This is a genomic window from Pseudarthrobacter sp. NIBRBAC000502771 (genome assembly GCF_006517215.1).
Classification (GTDB): domain Bacteria; phylum Actinomycetota; class Actinomycetes; order Actinomycetales; family Micrococcaceae; genus Arthrobacter; species Arthrobacter niigatensis.
This window is the reverse complement of sequence record NZ_CP041187.1, coordinates 1,079,270-1,095,396: the sequence shown is the minus strand read 5'-3', so window position 1 is coordinate 1,095,396 and position 16,127 is coordinate 1,079,270. Positions and strand designations below refer to the sequence as shown.

General features: G+C 63.4%; 13 protein-coding genes and 2 tRNA genes. 13 read left to right on the top strand and 2 right to left on the bottom strand.

Going from position 1 to position 16,127, the window contains the following annotated elements; all coding sequences use genetic code 11:
* The first annotated feature begins 248 nt into the window (after positions 1-248).
* The 12 genes from dnaA (at position 249) to NIBR502771_RS05210 (ending at position 13,501) form a co-directional block, all read left to right on the top strand.
* The gene (gene dnaA, locus NIBR502771_RS05260; protein ID WP_141158803.1) at positions 249-1,670 is read left to right on the top strand and encodes a chromosomal replication initiator protein DnaA; all 1,422 of its coding nucleotides are present in this window, start codon (positions 249-251) and stop codon (positions 1,668-1,670) included.
* Between the two features lie 536 nt (positions 1,671-2,206).
* Positions 2,207-3,331, top strand: a complete 1,125-nt coding sequence (gene dnaN / locus NIBR502771_RS05255; RefSeq protein ID WP_141158802.1) for a DNA polymerase III subunit beta — start codon at positions 2,207-2,209, stop codon at positions 3,329-3,331.
* An 83-nt stretch (positions 3,332-3,414) separates the two neighbouring features.
* Positions 3,415-4,299, top strand: coding sequence for a phosphogluconate dehydrogenase (NAD(+)-dependent, decarboxylating) (gene gnd, locus NIBR502771_RS05250; protein ID WP_141158801.1), 885 nt, complete (start codon positions 3,415-3,417; stop codon positions 4,297-4,299).
* 45 nt (positions 4,300-4,344) lie between these two features.
* Positions 4,345-5,550, top strand: coding sequence for a DNA replication/repair protein RecF (recF, locus tag NIBR502771_RS05245; RefSeq protein WP_141158800.1), 1,206 nt, complete (start codon positions 4,345-4,347; stop codon positions 5,548-5,550).
* Complete coding sequence (locus NIBR502771_RS05240) at positions 5,540-6,094, top strand: DUF721 domain-containing protein (protein WP_141158799.1); 555 nt, start codon at positions 5,540-5,542, stop codon at positions 6,092-6,094. The genes recF and NIBR502771_RS05240 overlap by 11 nt, the downstream gene beginning before the upstream one ends.
* A 375-nt stretch (positions 6,095-6,469) precedes the next feature.
* On the top strand, positions 6,470-8,557 hold the full coding sequence (gene gyrB / locus NIBR502771_RS05235) for a DNA topoisomerase (ATP-hydrolyzing) subunit B (protein WP_141158798.1): 2,088 nt from the start codon (positions 6,470-6,472) through the stop codon (positions 8,555-8,557).
* A gap of 55 nt (positions 8,558-8,612) precedes the next feature.
* On the top strand, positions 8,613-11,291 hold the full coding sequence (gene gyrA, locus NIBR502771_RS05230) for a DNA gyrase subunit A (RefSeq protein WP_141158797.1): 2,679 nt from the start codon (positions 8,613-8,615) through the stop codon (positions 11,289-11,291).
* Positions 11,284-11,955, top strand: a complete 672-nt coding sequence (locus NIBR502771_RS05225) for a DUF3566 domain-containing protein (protein WP_141158796.1) — start codon at positions 11,284-11,286, stop codon at positions 11,953-11,955. The genes gyrA and NIBR502771_RS05225 overlap by 8 nt, the downstream gene beginning before the upstream one ends.
* A gap of 97 nt (positions 11,956-12,052) precedes the next feature.
* Positions 12,053-12,126 (top strand) — tRNA-Ile (locus NIBR502771_RS05220).
* Positions 12,127-12,197: 71 nt separating this feature from the next.
* Entirely contained in the window at positions 12,198-12,314 is a 117-nt protein-coding gene (locus tag NIBR502771_RS20825) for a DLW-39 family protein (RefSeq protein WP_210411329.1), read from the top strand.
* Between the two features lie 72 nt (positions 12,315-12,386).
* Positions 12,387-12,462: transfer RNA gene (locus NIBR502771_RS05215), tRNA-Ala, on the top strand.
* An 82-nt stretch (positions 12,463-12,544) separates the two neighbouring features.
* A complete protein-coding gene (locus tag NIBR502771_RS05210; RefSeq protein WP_141158795.1) occupies positions 12,545-13,501 on the top strand; it encodes a DMT family transporter in 957 nt (318 codons plus the stop codon).
* A gap of 3 nt (positions 13,502-13,504) precedes the next feature.
* On the opposite strand, the gene NIBR502771_RS05205 is transcribed toward NIBR502771_RS05210, so the two are convergent.
* Together NIBR502771_RS05205 and NIBR502771_RS05200 are read right to left on the bottom strand one after the other, a co-directional pair.
* Positions 13,505-14,380, bottom strand: a complete 876-nt coding sequence (locus tag NIBR502771_RS05205; RefSeq protein WP_141158794.1) for a glycosyltransferase family 2 protein — start codon at positions 14,378-14,380, stop codon at positions 13,505-13,507.
* 102 nt (positions 14,381-14,482) lie between these two features.
* Positions 14,483-15,418: a hypothetical protein gene (locus tag NIBR502771_RS05200; RefSeq protein ID WP_141158793.1), complete on the bottom strand. Its 936-nt coding sequence runs from the start codon at positions 15,416-15,418 to the stop codon at positions 14,483-14,485.
* A gap of 154 nt (positions 15,419-15,572) precedes the next feature.
* Here NIBR502771_RS05200 and NIBR502771_RS05195 point away from each other — a divergent pair, with 154 nt between their 5' ends.
* Positions 15,573-16,118 carry a peptidylprolyl isomerase gene (locus NIBR502771_RS05195; RefSeq protein ID WP_141158792.1) on the top strand — a complete coding sequence of 182 codons (546 nt, stop codon included), beginning with the start codon at positions 15,573-15,575 and terminating at the stop codon, positions 16,116-16,118.
* The last annotated feature ends 9 nt before the right edge of the window (positions 16,119-16,127 follow it).

Below are 16,127 nucleotides of genomic sequence, written 5' to 3'. Positions count from 1 at the left end.
TGTTGCTAAGTATCCCCAACAGCCTGTGGATGAAGTGGCTCACAGAGGCACTTCCGGAACCACAACCGTGTAATTATCCACAGCCAGATAGCCAGCTATCTTCTAGGCTTTTCATCACCTAGAGTGTCCCAGTAGCCGATTATCCACGGACTGTGCATAACCCTGTGGATGAAGCTGGGCCAGCACCCTGGTTCCGGACTTGGGGCTGCAGGCAATGCAGGCATAGCAAGTTTTGAGGGAACCGATTGATGACAGTAGACGAAGCCAACCACGCCAATACTGTCGGAAGTTCCTGGCGCCGGGTTGTCAGCCTGCTGGAACAGGACCACCGGGTATCACCGCGCCAGCGTGGCTTTGTCATCCTTGCCCAGGCGCAGGGCCTCATCGGTTCCACGCTCCTGGTGGCCGTCCCCAACGAACTAACCCGCGAAGTGCTTCAGACCCAGGTCAAGGAAGCCCTTGACGATGCGCTCCATAACGTTTTTTCCGAAGACATCCGCTGCGCCATCGACGTGGACACCGATCTGGTGCCCATCCACGAGGAGCCCGAGCCCGCCGTCGAACCTGCTTTCGCGCCGGACCAGGTCATCGAGCAGAAACCGCAGCCTATGCTCCCCAGCACGTCGCACGAGTTCGGCCGGCTGAACCCCAAGTACGTCTTTGACACCTTCGTGATTGGTTCCTCGAACCGGTTCGCCCACGCCGCCGCCGTCGCTGTTGCCGAAGCGCCCGCCAAGGCCTACAACCCGCTCTTCATCTACGGTGATTCGGGCCTGGGCAAGACCCACCTCCTGCACGCGATCGGCCATTATGCCCGGCGCCTCTACAGCGGGATCCGGGTCCGCTACGTAAATTCGGAAGAATTCACCAACGACTTCATCAACTCGATCCGCGATGACGAGGGCACCAGCTTCAAGACGACGTACCGCAACGTCGACGTCCTGCTGATTGATGACATCCAGTTCCTGGCCGGCAAGGACCGGACGCTGGAGGAGTTCTTCCACACCTTCAACGCCCTGCACAACAACAACAAGCAGGTGGTCATCACCTCTGACCAGCCGCCCAAGCTGTTGGCCGGGTTTGAGGATCGGATGAAGTCCCGCTTCGAGTGGGGCCTGCTGACGGACATCCAGCCGCCGGAACTGGAGACCCGTATCGCCATCCTCCGTAAGAAGGCGCTGAGCGAGGGACTGTCCGCCCCGGACGATGCCTTGGAGTACATCGCCTCGAAGATCTCCAGCAACATCCGAGAACTTGAAGGCGCCCTGATCCGGGTGACTGCGTTCGCCAGCCTGAACCGGCAGCCCGTGGACGTGGCCCTTGCCGAGATGGTCCTGAAGGACCTGATCACGGACGACGGCGCGCAGGAGATCACGTCCGCCCAGATCCTCCAGCAGACGGCTGACTACTTCAAGCTCAGCATGGAAGAGCTCTGCAGCAAGTCCCGCACCAGGACCCTGGTGACTGCACGCCAGATCGCCATGTACCTGTGCCGGGAGCTGACGGACATGTCACTTCCCAAAATCGGACAGGAACTTGGCGGCCGCGACCACACAACCGTCATCCACGCAGACCGGAAGATCCGCGAACTCATGGCGGAGCGCCGTGTGATCTACAACCAGGTGACCGAGCTGACTAACCGGATCAAGCAGCAGCAACGCGACTCCTGAATCCACACTGCGTCCGGCACTCTATACCTTATTAACAGGGCCATGTGGATAAGCCTGTGGATACTTAAGGGGACAAGCGCGGTTAATGGGCTTAAAACCCTTAAGCCGTCTGTGGATCGTCAAAAATGGCCGTTTGCGTTGTCCCCATCCACACCCTGTTTAAAACCCACTTAACGCACAGCCGGTGAACAGGGCTTAAGCGCGGAACCATGCGGCAGGACCGGGTTATCCACAGTTTCCACAGCAGTTATTAACACTACTAATCCCAAAAAATTGAAATCCCTCAAACAACAAGAACCTTCCGCTGGTCCGCCGAGGGGCCTGCCGGCCCCTGAAGGGCCGGTCCGGTCTTGCGGGGGATGGGTTAATCCCCGATCTTCCGGCTAAGCTGTCAGCAGCGCTCCCATCCCTGGGTTTTCGTGTGGTTTCTGTCTCCGCGGACCATGCACCAGCCGGGTGGCGCCCAACTTCTTCCGGAGTTTCCTGCGAAATTCCCGGGTTTACATGGCAGCAGCAATGAAAGGCGGCACCCTTCCGTGAAGTTCAGAGTCGATCGGGACGTCCTGGCAGAAGCCGTCACCTGGACAGCCCGGTCGTTGTCTCCGCGGCCTCCTGTGCCTGTCCTGTCCGGCCTCCTGCTGAAGGCTGAAGCCGGAACCGTCAGCCTTTCCAGCTTTGACTACGAAACCTCGGCGCGCCTTGAGATCACAGCCGACATCAGGGATGAAGGCACCATCCTGGTATCCGGACGCCTCCTGGCTGATATCTGCCGCAGCCTGCCGTCGGCCCCGGTGGACGTGGAGACTGACGGCAACAAAGTCACCCTCACCTGCCGCCGGAGCAGCTTCCACCTGGCCACCATGCCGGAAGCTGAATACCCACCACTTCCGTCCCTGCCGGCCATCAGCGGAACCGTCCCGGGTGATGCCTTTGCCCAGGCTGTCTCCCAGGTGATTATCGCGGCGAGCAAGGACGACACCCTCCCGATCCTCACCGGCGTACGGATGGAAATCGAAGACGACCTGATCACGCTCCTGGCCACCGACCGCTACCGGCTCGCCATGCGCGAAGTACCGTGGAAGCCCGTCACTCCCGGGATCTCCACCAGCGCCCTGGTCAAGGCCAAAACCCTCAACGAAGTAGCCAAGACGCTTGGTAACAGCGGCGACATCAACCTCGCCCTGTCCGACGACGACAGCCGCCTGATCGGTTTCGAGAGCGGCGGCCGAACCACCACTTCACTGCTGGTGGATGGCGACTACCCCAAGATCCGCTCGCTGTTCCCCGAGTCCACCCCGATCCACGCCACGGTGCAGACCCAGGAACTCGTTGAGGCCGTCCGCCGTGTATCCCTGGTGGCCGAGCGCAACACCCCGGTCCGCCTTGCCTTCACCGACGGCCTGCTGAACCTTGATGCCGGGACGGGAGAAGACGCCCAGGCATCGGAAGAGCTGGAGGCGCAGTTGTCCGGCGAGGACATCACGGTTGCCTTCAACCCGCATTACCTGATCGAGGGGCTCAGCGTGATCGAAACCAAGTTCGTCCGGTTCTCCTTCACCACGGCGCCCAAGCCTGCCATGATCACGGCACAGGCAGACGCTGACGGCGAAGACCAGGACGACTACCGCTACCTGGTCATGCCGGTCCGGCTTCCCAACTAGTCCCCACCCATCGGCTCCCAGCCTTCCCCAGCTCAGGCCCGCCCCCACCGCCGCCACACACCAGCGCAGAAATGAGATCCACCATGCATATTGGACTGATAGGCCTCGGCAAAATGGGATTCAACATGCGTGAGCGCCTGCGCAAGGGAGGCGTGGAAGTCACCGGTTACGACCGCAACCCGGACGTAACCGATGCCGCCAGCGTCGAGGAGCTGATCGCTACCGTTCCGGCGCCAAGGATCATCTGGGTGATGGTGCCCTCGGGGCCCATCACGGACGCCGTTATCACCGAGCTCAGTGAAAAGCTGGAACCGGGCGACCTGGTTATCGACGGAGGTAACTCCAGGTTCACCGAGGACCAAAAGCATGGCGAGCTCCTTGCCGCCAAAGACATTCGTTTCGCTGACTGCGGTGTCTCGGGCGGAGTCTGGGGCTTGCAGAACGGGTACGGACTGATGGCCGGCGGGGACGCCGCAGACATCGAACGTGCCCTGCCGGTCTTCGACGCATTGCGCCCCGAAGGTGAGCGGGCGGACAGCTTTGTCCACGTCGGCGGCATTGGTGCCGGCCATTACGCCAAGATGGTCCACAACGGGATCGAGTACGGCCTGATGCAGGCGTACGCCGAAGGCTACGAACTGCTTGCAGCCAAGGACATCGTCACCGACCTTCCCGGCACGTTCCGGGCATGGCAAAAAGGCACCGTCGTCCGGTCATGGCTCCTGGACCTCATGGTCAAGGCACTTGACGAGGACCCCGGCCTGGCCTCGATTGACGACTACGTGGAAGACTCCGGTGAAGGCCGTTGGACCGTTGAGGAAGCCATCGCCAACGCAGTTCCCGCTCCGGCTATTACAGCCGCATTGTTCGCCCGGTTTGCCTCCCGGGAGGACATTTCGCCAGCCATGAAGATGGTTTCCGCGCTGCGCCACCAGTTCGGTGGCCACGCTACCCGTCCCGCCAAGTAGCACCCACCGGGAACCATCAGAGTTCCCAGAATTGCCGAAAACCGCGTGTATCTGGAACACCTTTCACTGACCGACTTCCGCAGTTACGCCCAGGTGGATCTCGCCCTGGAACCCGGCGTCACCGTGCTGGTGGGATACAACGGCATTGGCAAGACCAACCTGATGGAGGCCATCGGCTACCTGGCCACGCTCAGTTCGCACCGGGTCAGTTCCGATGCGCCCCTGCTGAGGTTCGGCACGGAACGCGCGCTGGTCCGCGCGCGTCTGGTCCGCGGCACGCAGACGACGGTCCTTGAACTGGAAATCAACGGCAGCCGGGCGAACCGCGGGCGTATCAACCGCAGTAATCCGGTGCGTGCCCGTGACCTGGTGGGCATCTGCCAGACGGTACTCTTCGCTCCGGAAGATTTAGCGTTGGTCAAGGGAGATCCGTCCAACCGCCGCCGCTTCCTGGACGAGCTGCTGGCGAGCCTCATCCCGCACCACGCGGCCACCCGCAGTGACTACGACCGGGTGCTGAAGCAGCGCAACGCCCTGCTCAAGTCCGCGCGGGCCGGAAGGTTCACCTCCGCGCATGAATCCACGCTCGAGGTGTGGGACCAGCACATGGCCAGGGCCGGAGCGGAATTGCTGCACGCGCGGCTGGAGCTGGTGGAAAGGCTGCGCCCACACCTCGCCCGTGCCTACGCCGAACTTACGGATGCGTCCAAGCCGGCGGACGCCACCTACCGGTCAACGCTGCAGAACCAGATGGACGACGACGGCGTTCCTGCCGGAAGTTCCCAGCGCGCCAAGCCGGGAGGTTCTTCAGACGGCCCCGACGATCTCCGCCTTCTCTCCGTGGACCAACTCACGGAACGCTACATCCAGGCATTCGCGGAATCCCGCAAGAAGGAACTGGAACGCGGCATCTCCCTGGTCGGCCCGCACCGTGACGATTTGGAACTGATGCTCGGGCAAGCCCCCGCCAAGGGGTATGCCTCGCATGGTGAAACCTGGTCCATGTGCCTGTCCCTGCGCCTGGCCTCGTACTACGTCATGCTGGACGATGCCCGCACGGGCGGTTCCGCTCCCATCCTCATCCTTGACGACGTCTTTGCCGAACTCGACGTCCAGCGCAGGCGTAAACTGGCCGCAATAGTCTCCGGCGCGGAACAGGTCCTGGTGACCGCCGCCGTCGACGCCGATATTCCGGGAGAGCTGTCCGGACGGCGGGTGAAGGTAGTCCCGGGAGGTATCGATGAACAGTGAGCAGGGCGGCGGGCTGCAGCCCGGCCGGGAGCCTGACGACATCGATGCCCCGCAGGCTGCACTGAACCGGATGCGTGAAGCCGCGGCCGCACGCGGTGAAGTCCGCCGGAAAGTGGCGCGGCCTGGCGCACCGAAAACCAAGGGCAGTATCCGGGACACCCGCGGCTTCAGCCAGTTCCACGCCACCGGGCGGGATCCCCTGGGCCTGGGAAAGGTGGTTGGCCGGCTGGTGGCGGAGCGCGGCTGGACTTCACCTGTGGCCGTTGGTTCGGTCATGGCAGAGTGGGCAACCCTGGTGGGACCGGAAATCTCCTCCCACTGCACTCCGGAGAGTTTTACCGACACCACCCTCCACGTGCGGTGTGATTCCACGGCGTGGGCCACCCAGCTTCGGCTCCTCAGCACCAGCCTGCTTGATAAGTTCCGCCGGGAACTGGGCGAAGGGGTGGTTACCAAAATCCAGGTCCTCGGACCGTCGGCACCAAGCTGGCGCAAGGGTGGACGCAGTGTCCAGGGCCGTGGTCCGCGGGACACTTACGGATAACCGGGGCGGCAACTCTTGAAACTGCGCGCAAGGGCGTGTAGGGCGCTGTAAGGACCATTGCGTGTATAGGCACCCGGAGGGTGTACCGCTGGGCCGCCCTAGGCGCGGCCAAGAGCCTCGCACAGCCATGTTCACCTGCGCTGAAGGCCCTGGAATGCGGGGATATGAGCCGGTTCACGGTAGAATTGGTGCAGATAACTGGGCGCGGATGAAACGTTGACTTCAGTCCGTTCTCCGCGCGCTCTCCGCGTCCGGGGAACGGAGCACCACTGTCAGCAGGTCACCGGCGCCATAGGTTTGTGCCTGTTGGCGGGTGGCTTTCCCTGGGAGAGGCACCGGCCGGCCATCATCGAGAACAGAGGAGTCGCAGCGCCTGTGGCTAACGACAATACAGATATTCTGGCAGCAGATACAGCAGTCGAGGATGGCCGCACCCCTGACACCCCGGCTGCGGCCACAACGCCGAGGGAATACGGCGCCAGCGACATCACTGTCCTCGAGGGCCTCGAAGCTGTCCGCAAACGTCCGGGCATGTACATCGGATCCACCGGACCCCGTGGCCTCCATCACCTGGTGTACGAGGTGGTGGACAACTCCGTGGACGAGGCACTGGCCGGATACTGCAGCCACATCGAGATCGTCCTGCAGGCCGACGGCGGCGTCAAGGTAGTCGATGACGGCCGCGGTATCCCGGTGGATATGCACCCCACGGAACACAAGCCCACCGTCGAGGTGGTCATGACCATCCTGCACGCCGGCGGAAAATTTGGTGGGGGTGGATACGCTGTCTCCGGCGGCCTGCACGGCGTGGGCATCTCTGTGGTCAACGCCCTGTCCAGCCGCGTGGATACCGAAGTGCGCCGCCAGGGACACGTATGGCGGATGTCCTTTGCCGATGGTGGCAAGCCGCAGGGCAGCCTGGTCATGGGCGAAGAGACGGACGCTACCGGAACCACCCAGACGTTCTACCCGGATCCGGAGATCTTCGAGACCACCGAGTTCGATTTCGAGACGCTGCGCGCCCGCTTCCAGCAGATGGCTTTCCTGAACAAGGGCCTGCGTATCACCCTCACGGATGAGCGCGCGCCGGCCGGGGACGATGCCGACGGCGACCTGGACCTTGACGACCTCAGCACCGAGGGCGAAGTCAGCGCAGAACACCGCACCGTGGTGTACCAGTACGACGAAGGCCTCCTGGACTACGTCCGGCACCTGAATTCGGGCAAGAAGGTGGAAGTGGTCCATGAGGACGTCATCGCCTTCGAAACCGAGGACAAGGACCGCAAGATCGCCCTGGAAATGGCCATGCAGTGGACCAGCGCCTATTCCGAAAGCGTCCACACCTACGCCAACACCATCAACACCCATGAGGGTGGCACGCACGAAGAAGGCTTCCGCGCTGCCATGACCTCCCTGGTCAACCGCTATGCCCGGGAAAAAGGCATTATCAAGGAAAAGGACGACAACCTCACGGGCGACGACATCCGTGAAGGCCTCACTGCCGTCATTTCAGTCAAGTTGGCTGAACCGCAGTTCGAGGGCCAGACCAAGACCAAGCTCGGCAACTCAGAGGTCAAAGGCTTCGTCCAGCGCGTGGTCACCGACGGCCTGGGCGACTGGCTCGAGCGCAACCCCGGCCCCGCCCGTGACGTGATCCGCAAGGCGATCTCCGCCGCGCAGGCCAGGATGGCGGCGCGCAAGGCCCGCGACAACGCACGGCGCAAGAGCCCCCTGGAGTCTTTTGGCATGCCCGGCAAGCTGTCGGACTGCTCCTCCAAAGACCCGGAAAAGTGCGAGGTCTACATCGTGGAGGGTGACTCGGCCGGTGGTTCCGCCAAGCGCGGCCGCAACCCCGAGACCCAGGCCATCCTTCCGCTGCGCGGCAAGATCCTGAACGTGGAGCGTGCCCGCCTGGACAAGGCCCTGGGCAACGCCGAAGTCCAGTCCATGATCACCGCATTCGGCACCGGCATCGGTGAGGACTTCGACCTCGCCAAGCTGCGCTACCACAAGATTGTGCTCATGGCAGATGCCGACGTGGACGGCCAGCACATCACCACGCTGCTGATGACCCTGCTTTTCCGGTACATGCGGCCCCTCATCGAGAACGGCTACGTGTACCTGGCCCAGCCGCCGCTGTACCGGATCAAGTGGTCCAATGCCCCGCACGACTACGTGTACAGCGACCGGGAACGCGACGCCAAACTCGTGGCAGGACAGGCAGCCGGACGCCGTATTCCCAAGGACAACGGCATCCAGCGCTACAAGGGCCTCGGCGAGATGGACTACACCGAACTGTGGGACACCACCATGGACCCCGACCACCGCACCCTGCTGCAGGTAACCATGGACGACGCCCTGGCCGCCGACCAAATCTTCTCCGTCCTCATGGGTGAAGACGTGGAATCCCGACGCAACTTCATCCAGCAGAACGCCAAGGACGTCAGGTTCCTGGACATCTAAGGACCCGCTCCAAAGTATTCGGAACCAGACATATACCTGAAACGGAAAATAACTAATGAGCGACGAAATCCCCGAGAACTCCGCCCCTGAGGGCGGAACTCCGGACACCGTTCTTGAAGGCGACGTGCTGATCGACCGGGTGGAACAAGTGGACCTGCAGACGGAAATGCAGCGTTCCTACCTCGACTACGCCATGGCCGTCATTGTGGGCCGCGCCCTCCCCGACGTCCGTGACGGCCTCAAGCCTGTGCACCGGCGTGTGCTGTACGCGATGTTCGACGGCGGCTACCGTCCCGACCGGTCCTTCAACAAGTGTGCCCGCGTGGTGGGCGAGGTCATGGGCCAGTACCACCCCCACGGTGACACCGCGATCTACGATGCCCTGGTACGCCTCATCCAGGACTGGACCATGCGCTACCCGCTGGCGCTGGGGCAGGGTAACTTCGGCTCGCCCGGCAACGACGGTGCCGCCGCACCGCGATACACCGAAACCAAAATGGCACCGCTTGCCATGGAAATGGTCCGGGACATCGACGAGGAAACCGTCGATTTCCAGGACAACTACGACGGCAAGAACCAGGAACCCACCATCCTGCCGGCCAGGTTCCCCAACCTGCTGGTGAACGGTTCCTCCGGTATCGCCGTGGGCATGGCCACCAACATCCCGCCGCATAACCTCCGGGAAGTAGCCGACGGAGTGCAGTGGTACCTCTCCAACCCCGGTGCCACGCGCGAGGAACTCCTCGAGGAATTGCTCGTACGGGTCAAGGGCCCGGACTTCCCCACGGGAGCCACCATCCTTGGCCACAAGGGCATCGAAGACGCCTACCGCACCGGCCGTGGATCGGTCACCATGCGCGCGGTGGTTGCCGTGGAGGAACTGCAGGGCCGGACCTGCCTGGTGGTCACCGAGCTTCCGTACCAGGCCAACCCTGACAACCTGGCCATCAAGATCGCCGAACTGGTCAAGGACGGCAAGATCCAGGGCATTGCCGACCTCCGCGATGAAACATCCGGACGCACGGGCCAGCGCCTGGTGATCGTGCTGAAGCGCGACGCCGTGCCCAAGGTGGTGCTGAACAACCTCTACAAGCACACCGAACTGCAGAGCAACTTCTCCGCCAACATGCTTGCCATCGTGGACGGGGTGCCGCGGACCCTGAGCCTGGACGCGTTCATCCGCCACTGGGTAACGCACCAGATGGACGTCATCGCCCGCCGCACCCGGTACCGGCTGCGCAAGGCAGAGGAAGAAGCCCACATCCTGCGCGCCCTCCTCAAGGCACTGGACATGCTCGATGAGGTCATCGCACTCATCCGCGCCTCCAGCACCACCGAGGCCGCCCGGGACGGGCTGATGGAGCTGCTGGACATCGATGAGCTGCAGGCGCGGGCCATCCTGGACATGCAGCTGCGCCGCCTCGCCGCCCTGGAACGCCAGCGTATCCAGGAAAAGCACGCAGAACTCGAAGCGCTGATCACCGAATACAAGGAAATCCTGGGTTCGGAGCAGCGCCAGCGCGAGATCATCAGCACCGAGCTCGGCGAGATCGTGGACAAGCATGGCGATGACCGCCGTACCAGGATCCTCATGGGCTACGACGGCGACATGTCCATGGAGGACCTGATCCCCGAAGAGGAGATGGTGGTCACCATCACCCGCGGCGGCTACGTCAAGCGCACCCGCAGCGACAATTACCGGTCGCAGCAGCGCGGCGGCAAGGGCATCAAGGGCGCCCAGCTGCGTGGAGACGACGTGGTGGAGCACTTCTTCGTCACCACCACCCACCACTGGCTGCTGTTCTTCACCAACCTGGGCAGGGTCTACCGCGCCAAGGCCTACGAGCTGATGGAAGCGGGCAGGGACGCCAAGGGCCAGCACGTGGCCAACCTGATGGCCTTCCAGCCTGATGAACACATCGCCCAGGTGCTGGATCTCAAGGACTACCAGCAGGCCCCGTACCTGGTCCTCGCCACCAAGAGGGGCCTGGTGAAAAAGACCAGGCTGGAAGACTACGACACCAACCGTTCGGCCGGCGTGATCGCCATCAACCTGCGGGACGGTGACGAACTGGTCTCCGCGCAGCTGGTGTCCGAGACCGATGACCTCTTCCTGGTCTCCCGCAAGGGCCAGTCAATCCGCTTCACCGCCACCGATGACGCCCTGCGCCCCATGGGCCGCGCCACATCCGGCGTTACCGGCATGAAATTCCGCGAGGATGACGAACTGCTCGCTGCAGACGTGGTCACCGACGGTTCATTCGTGTTCATCGTGACCGAAGGCGGCTACGCCAAGCGGACGGCCGTCGAGGAGTACCGGCTGCAGGGCCGCGGCGGCCTGGGCATTAAGGTAGGAAAGTACCAGGAAGAGCGCGGCCACCTGGTGGGCGCACTCATCGTGCAGGAAGAAGACGAAGTCCTGGTGGTCATGGAGGGCGGCAAGGTTGTCCGTTCCTCGGTTGCCGGTGTTCCCGCAAAGGGCCGCGACACCATGGGCGTCATCTTCGCCAAACCGGACAAGAACGACCGGATCATCGAGGTGGCACGCAACAGCGAACGCGGTCTTGAGGACGAGGAATCCGCCGGCGATGACGTAACGTTGGCTGAAGATGGCGGAACCGCTGGGGAATCCGCCGCGCCAGCAATGGCAGAAGAATCACCGGCCGTTGAGTCAGAGGACGCCTCGGGCGACGCTGAGCCGAACGAAGACAACACGGAGGTAACGAGTGAGTAATTCCGACTCATTTCCCAAGCCGAACAGTACTGTTCCCGACGGGAACCGGCCTTCCGCGGCACCCCGCGTGAACGCCCCCGTTCGTCCGCAACAGCGCCCCTCGGCGCCCGCCGGCGCGCCAGGCCAGCGGCCTGCCGTCCCGGGCCAGCGTCCCCAGCAGGGAGACCGCCCCGCACAGCCGGGCCAACGCCCCTTCCAGGGCCAGCCCGGCCAGCGCCCGGCACAAACAGGCCAGCGCCCTGCGCAGGGAGCCTCCGGCCAGGGAACACCTGGCCTGGTGAAGCCCGCTCCGAAGGCAAAGGTCCGCCGGGCCAGGCTGCTGATCAGCAAAGTGGACCCGTGGTCCGTGCTGAAAATGGCATTCCTGCTGTCCGTGGCACTGGGCATCGTCACGGTGGTGGCCGCCATCGTCCTGTGGACCGTCCTGGACCTGACCGGGATCTTTGACCAGGTGGACAGTCTCCTCGGCACCCTGGCGGGCGCTGAAAGCGGCGGCTTCGAACTGAAGAAGGTTGCTTCGCTGGGCCAGGTGGCATCGTTCGCCACCATCATTGCCGTGGTCAACGTCGTCCTGCTGACGGCGCTCTCCATGCTTTCCGCTGTCCTGTACAACATTTCCGCCACCCTGGTGGGCGGCATCGGCGTGACCCTCACCGACGATTAGGACACCATTCCACCGGCTCCGCGCCGGTGGAATGGCCCGATTTGAGATCGGGCCGGGGTGTGCTGTAAAGTCATGTCTCGGCCCGATGAGGGATTGAGGGCGTATAGCTCAGGCGGTTAGAGCGCTTCGCTGATAACGAAGAGGTCCCAGGTTCAAGTCCTGGTACGCCCACGGAACCTGTGCAGGTTTCAAACGGAGGTATGGTGCGGATCCGTCCGGTACCTTGCCGGATTGGGGAGCATGTGAAGAAGTTGCTTGTACTGGCAGCCGCAATCGCAGGCTTCCTGGTTTACCGGAAAGCACAGGAATCCGAAGCCCGGAAAACGGTCTGGAGCAAGTCAACCGACACGGTGGACTAGCCCGGCCGCCCACCCCGGGAGCCGGCCAGAGGCTCCCAGGTTCTAGGGTATGATTGACGGGTTGCTTCTTATGGGGGCATGGCGCAATTGGTAGCGCACCTGCTTTGCAAGCAGGGGGTTCGGGGTTCGAGTCCCCGTGCCTCCACCATAGGAAAGTCCCGGTCAGCGGAAACGCCGGCCGGGACTTTTTGCTTTCCATCTGCGCAAGGAACCAGCACCAGGGGGCTGCATTGAACTTCTTATTCGCGGCCCTGGGGGTCCTGGGCGTTGCATCCTCCGGACCGCTGATAGCCGCCACGCTTGGTGCCACCAGCGTCAGCGCGCTTGCCATCGCCTTCTGGCGCAATGCCATTGGTGCCGTTGTCATGGCAACTCCCACCCTTGTCCGGGAACCCGGCCAGTTCCGCAGGATCAGCGGCCGGGAGTTCCGCTGGTCCATGCTGGCCGCCATTGCGCTTGCCTTGCACTTCGCCTGCTTCATCACCTCCCTTCAGCTCACGTCCGTAGCAGCTGCCACAGCCCTCGTGTGCCTGCAGTCAGCCTGGATTGCCGTCTTCCAGCTCTTCCGGGGCATCCGCCACCGGTGGCAGGTCCTGGCAGGGCTGGGGATTGCTTTTGGCGGAGTCCTTGCCATCACCGGGTTTGATATGGGCTCCTCTCCGCAGGCCGTTACGGGGGACCTGTTGGCCATGGCCGGTGGAGCGCTGGCCGGCCTATATACGCTCGCCGGCGGTAAGGCCCGGCAAAGTATGACCACCGGGACCTATACAACGCTCTGCTACGGGATGTGCGCCGTCCTCGTGGCAGTAATGGCGCTGCTCTGGGGGCAACCCCTGGCCGGGTTCGAGCCGGCCGGGTGGCTCGGCATCGCGGCCATCACCGTCTGTGCCCAGTTGGTGGGCCATACGGCCTTCAACCACCTGCTGGCCACCATGAGTCCCCTCATTGTCTCGATGATCATCCTGCTGGAAATCCCCGGCGCAGCGCTGCTGGCCGCCGTCTTCCTGCACGAGACCCTGCCGGCGGGCACCTACGCCGGGCTGGGCCTCATCCTGGCGGGACTCGCCGTCGTGGTGCTGGGCCAAAGGAGTGGCCGGGGCCGAGGGAACGCCACGCGCAGGGGCCGCAGAACCGATCCCCAGGAGGAACCGCCGTCGGAATACCTCGCCGGGCTGGGGACCGACTAGGCGCTACTGGCCGCCGCGCCGGACCGGCTGGGCCGTATTGACGGTGTGGATGGCCCTGAGGAGCTTGGCCGGGAAATACACCGAGAAGAACACCACCATGGGGGCCTTCAGCGCCATCTTCCTGACGTTGTGCGCCTTGTAGGTCCGGTCGAACCGGGTGACGTAGTAGCGGTAATCCCGGGGTGAATCCTCAAGCCTCCGGGCAGACATTCCGGACACCATCTGCGGCCAATAACGGACAGGCAGCTCGTGGTCGGCCAGGTGCAGGGACAAATCGATGTCCTCGTGCATCTCATCCTTCTCGTCCCGGCAGGTTTCGGAACGGATGATCTCCCAGGCGCCGGCCCGCAGGGCCATGTTGGAGCCGAACAGGAAATGGTACTGGTGCTTGGCCAGCTTAAGCATGAGCTGGCGCATTTTGTCATCCGCCTTGAGTCCAAAGCGGCGCATTGGCATGTCGTAGTAGACCACGGGGCCGGTTGCGGCCTGGACCGACTGGTCCGCGAAGGCCTTCTGCACCTGCTCAACCCAGTCGGGTTCCACAATGGAGTCGGCGTCGATCCGGCCCAGGATGTCACCGGTGGCACTGTCCAGCCCGAAGTTCCTGGTGGGGATGAGTCCCTGCTCGCGGTCCTGGCTCAGGAGGATGATGGGGCTTTCCGGATACTCGAGCTGCATCTGGCGGACAATGTCAGCGGTCCGGTCCTTCGAAAGGTTGTCCACCACGATGATCTCGTGGGCGGGAACAGACTGGTAGATGGCAGCTATCAGGCACTGCCTGATCACGTTCTCCTCGTTGTACGCCGGGATGACGATTGACACGCGGAGCTGTACGGCTGCGTCGTTCACGGCATCCCCAGAGGATCGATTGGCTGACATCACTTCAAATCTAGCATCCGGGATAGATGCCCCCGCGGACGGGAAAGGTCACAAAAGGGGGCCCCGCCGTGGAACGGAGCCCCCTTGTGTGTATGGCGGAAATCAGGCCTGGCTGTTGCCCTTGCCCTCATCGGCGACCGTCTTGGCGCCGCCTTCGGTGTCATCGGCAACATGCTTGGCCTTGTCGGCGGCATCCTCTGACTTATCAGCCACAGTCCCAGCTGCGTCACCGGCTTTGTCCGCTGCAGCACCGGCTGCGGCTTCGGACGTGCCCTTGTCGGCGGTGCCGGCAGTGGTTGCCTTGACGTCGCTGACGGTGGTGGCCGGGACGGGTGCCGGGGTCGGGGTGACCGGCGACGGAGTCTTCCAGGGGTCCTCGACCGGCTTGGATGCCTTCCATGCGGCGACGCCGGCTGCGACGGCAGCAGCCACCACGCCGAAGACCAGCCAGCCGCGCTTCTTCGGCTTCTCCGGCTGGGCAAGCTTCACGTCCACTGCGCGGCTGGCTCCTGCTGCGGCCGCCTTCAGCTGCGTGCCGGTGGCCTGTGCCTGCTCTTGGAGGGCGTGGATGATTCCCACGTCCCCGAGCTTCTGCGCGACGGCGTCGACACGGGCCGGGGTGTTTTCCAAGGTGCGGTGGACAGCTCCGGAGGCCACGCCAATCTGGTCGGAGAGCTTGGGCAAGTACTCCACCACCACCCGGTCGCGGGCATTCAGGACCACTGGCGTGGCCTTGTCCAGGGCCTCGTGCAGCTTGGGCGATGCGCTTTCCACTACGTCGTTGATCTTGGGCGCCAGGTGGGCCAGTCCGTCCTGGATCCGGGGAGTCACGGTGGCCACGCCGTCGGCCAGGCTGTGGGCCGCCGTCTTCAGGCCTTCCTGGATCTTGGGAGATGCGGTATCCAGGCTCTGCTGGAGGCGGGGAACAGCCCAGTCCACGGCAGCTTCCACCCGGGGGGCCGCCCAATCCTTGGCGTTTTCCACCGCACTGGTGACCGACTGCTCAAGGTCACGGGCAATACGATCCGATTTCTTCACAACTACCTCCCGATTAATGTGACGGTTCTGTCGCTAGCCTACGTGCCCAGATCACCACGGGCTATTCACTCTGCGGATTTTAGGGCGATTTCACCCAGCGCGGAACTGCCCCCGCGGCCATGGCTGCCCGGAACCGGCATGGGAGAATCGACCTATGACTGCAATCGCAACCGCAAAAGCAACCATCCACACCAGCCTCGGCGACATCGTGGTTAACCTCTTCGGCAACCACGCGCCCAAGACGGTCAAGAACTTCGTGGGCCTTTCCACCGGCGAGCAGGCCTGGACCCACCCGGAAACCGGCGAGGACAAGACCGGCACGCCGCTTTACAACGGAACCATCTTCCACCGCATCATCAAGGACTTCATGATCCAGGCCGGCGATCCCCTGGGCCGTGGAACCGGTGGCCCGGGCTACCGTTTTGACGACGAGATCCACCCCGAGCTGAGCTTCAACCAGCCCTACAAGCTGGCCATGGCCAACGCCGGCATCCAGATGGGCAAGGGCACCAACGGTTCACAGTTCTTCATCACCACCATTCCCACGGACTGGCTCCAGGGCAAGCACACCATCTTTGGTGAAGTTGCCGACGAGGAATCCAAGAAGGTTGTCGACGCCATCGAGGGTGTCCGCACCGGCATGGGCGACCGCCCGGTTGAGGACGTCACCATCAACAGCATCGACATCGAACAGCTGTAACGCGGCACC

Coding starts and splice junctions, on each gene's coding strand:
- dnaA (WP_141158803.1), top strand. CDS start 249: ATGACAGTAGACGAAGCCAACCACGCCAATACTGTCGGAAGTTCCTGG.
- gnd (WP_141158801.1), top strand. CDS start 3,415: ATGCATATTGGACTGATAGGCCTCGGCAAAATGGGATTCAACATGCGT.
- NIBR502771_RS05240 (WP_141158799.1), top strand. CDS start 5,540: ATGAACAGTGAGCAGGGCGGCGGGCTGCAGCCCGGCCGGGAGCCTGAC.
- gyrA (WP_141158797.1), top strand. CDS start 8,613: ATGAGCGACGAAATCCCCGAGAACTCCGCCCCTGAGGGCGGAACTCCG.
- NIBR502771_RS05205 (WP_141158794.1), bottom strand. CDS start 14,380: ATGTCAGCCAATCGATCCTCTGGGGATGCCGTGAACGACGCAGCCGTA.
- NIBR502771_RS05195 (WP_141158792.1), top strand. CDS start 15,573: ATGACTGCAATCGCAACCGCAAAAGCAACCATCCACACCAGCCTCGGC.